This is a genomic window from Paenibacillus yanchengensis (assembly GCF_042684845.1).
In the GTDB taxonomy this organism is placed as follows: domain Bacteria; phylum Bacillota; class Bacilli; order Paenibacillales; family Paenibacillaceae; genus Pristimantibacillus; species Pristimantibacillus yanchengensis.
In genome coordinates, this window is sequence record NZ_JBHUMH010000009.1 from 1 (window position 1) to 2063 (window position 2063).

The 2063-nt window shown below is 36.6% G+C and carries 3 protein-coding genes; all 3 read right to left on the reverse strand.

Going from position 1 to position 2063, the window contains the following annotated elements; genetic code table 11:
* A partial coding sequence (locus ACFSTH_RS02320) for an IS3 family transposase (RefSeq protein ID WP_377793582.1) occupies nt 1–233 on the reverse strand: 233 nt, incomplete at its 3' end.
* On the reverse strand, nt 217–1032 hold the full coding sequence (locus ACFSTH_RS02325) for a transposase (protein ID WP_449295463.1): 816 nt from the start codon (nt 1030–1032) through the stop codon (nt 217–219). The genes ACFSTH_RS02320 and ACFSTH_RS02325, both read right to left, overlap by 17 nt.
* Before the next feature lie 134 nt (nt 1033–1166).
* The gene (locus tag ACFSTH_RS02330; RefSeq protein ID WP_377774112.1) at nt 1167–1835 is read right to left on the reverse strand and encodes a hypothetical protein; all 669 of its coding nucleotides are present in this window, start codon (nt 1833–1835) and stop codon (nt 1167–1169) included.
* Nucleotides 1836–2063: the final 228 nt, after the last annotated feature.

The window sequence follows — 2063 nt, forward strand, 5'->3', positions numbered from 1 at the left end:
AAATTAGGAGAAGGGGCATCAAAGTTACGGTTCATGATATTTTCAGCAACATGGATCTCAGAGACCTTCACATAGCTTGGTCGTTTCCTGCGAATCACTGATTTAAGTCCAAGTGCACGCATGATGCAGTAATAGCGTTTTTTATTGTACTTCTTTTTGAGTTTTCGGTTTAACTGAGTACGCATTTGGCGATAACCAAGGACCCCTTTTCTTTTGTCATAATGACGCTTCACTTTTTTTGCTAGTGCAAGAATGGCACGTTCTCTGGTAGATGGCTTCCAATGTAACCACTTGTAATAGGCAGATCGAGCAACGCCTGCTAACGCACATAACTTCGTAATCGCATATCCTTTTTCGTTGTTGAGTTCTTGAATCGCTTGATACAAGGTTACTTGTCGAACAAGGGTTAGCGTGTAGGTCGTCGCTCGATCTCTGCCAACTTTTTTGCGNCTCTACAGGCTTATTACGGCCGCGATTGTCCTTAAGCGCATCCTCGCTACCTGCTTGATATTTCTGAACCCAAGCATACACTTGCTGATAAGATACTTTATATTTTTCGATCGCTTTTTGATAATCTAAACCATTAGCGATGGTATATTGTGCAATTTCAATACGTTCTTCAAAAGTTGTTTTGCGTCCTTTATTCATATGAGATAGCCCTCTTCCTTTACGAGTAGGTTTCCATTCTATCTCACTATTATACTTGGAAATCCACTTTCGTAGGACACTCGTACTTGAAATATGGTGTTTTTTTGTTGCGGTTAGCACAGAGCAACGACCAGACAATACATCATGAATAGCGGTATTCTTTAATTCCTCTGAATATATTTTCCATGTATGGGATTCCTTTAACCCATCTAGGCCATCTGCTTCATATTTTCTTATCCAATCCGTGACTGAATAATGACTCACCCCCAGCTGTTTTGCTTCATGGTTTGGATTTGACTTGTGAGCAAGGCATCGCTGTACCACGTGTAGTTTTACTTCCACAGAAATAGAACTTCTTTTAGACATTAGAAAAACTCCCATCATTAGTAGTAGTAGAAGTTTTTGTTTTTTCTACTGTCTACTATGATGGGAGCATATCATATCAGCATCCTTGCGACTATTTTGCTTCGTGTATTATTGAGAAATGCATTCACTGACTGAGCTGGACATTCCACTCATTAATCAAACTTAATATCAAGATAAAGTACCTCTTTTGTTTCTGAGTTAACCCATAAATATAGAGAATTAGAATGCGCTGATAGGTATCTGATTGCTAAAGAGTTTTTTAAATCATCCGTTAAGTACCACTTATTTGGTGTTATTGCTAATACCTTTTCTCTTTGGTGACTCATAGTGATAAGATTCCAAGTATTAGTGAAATCATCCGAGTAATAAGGATCGATTTTCGAGGAGACAATTTTATATACTTTTTTATTAGATATATAAGTGAAGTTCGTTACATGTTTTTGAGGAAAAAATAAATCGAGTATGATCGGATGAATTTTATTATGTTCATAGGTTTCTTTTAATTGTTGGATGGATTCTTGACGTACTTTCTTCAAGATAAGAATATCAGGACTTCCTTCCGTGCGGGAAATTTTCACATTTTCAAAATGACTTCCGAGATGCTCAAGAGATGTCTGATATAAATTTTCATCCGGTATTGAAAAAAACAATGTACCCGATCCTCCATGTAATATAGATAAGGATAAGTAAAATTGAGATAAGGTTGAAAAGATAGGTTTTGTTTTACTTAAATCAAGCGTACTGATCTTGGGTGGATAAATATGTTCTAGATTACCTTCGTAAAATAATCCACCAGAGGGAACATTAACAATCCAATCCATAATTAACGTCCTTTCTTAGTAAGGTATAGTCAGTGTTTGTTTCAATAAAGTTCAATAAAACACTGACTAGGAGTAAATATTGATACAAGAGTTAAAAAAGAGGTCAAGTCCTTTTTTATGTGTAAATTCCCTTTAGATATGATCTGCCGGACTTATGACTTGGGTTCGGCTTTCTTCTTCTCTTTTTTCCACGTCCAATATAGGTCCATATCGATGTATCTCCTCTGT

Coding starts and splice junctions, on each gene's coding strand:
- ACFSTH_RS02330 (WP_377774112.1), bottom strand. CDS start 1,835: ATGGATTGGATTGTTAATGTTCCCTCTGGTGGATTATTTTACGAAGGT.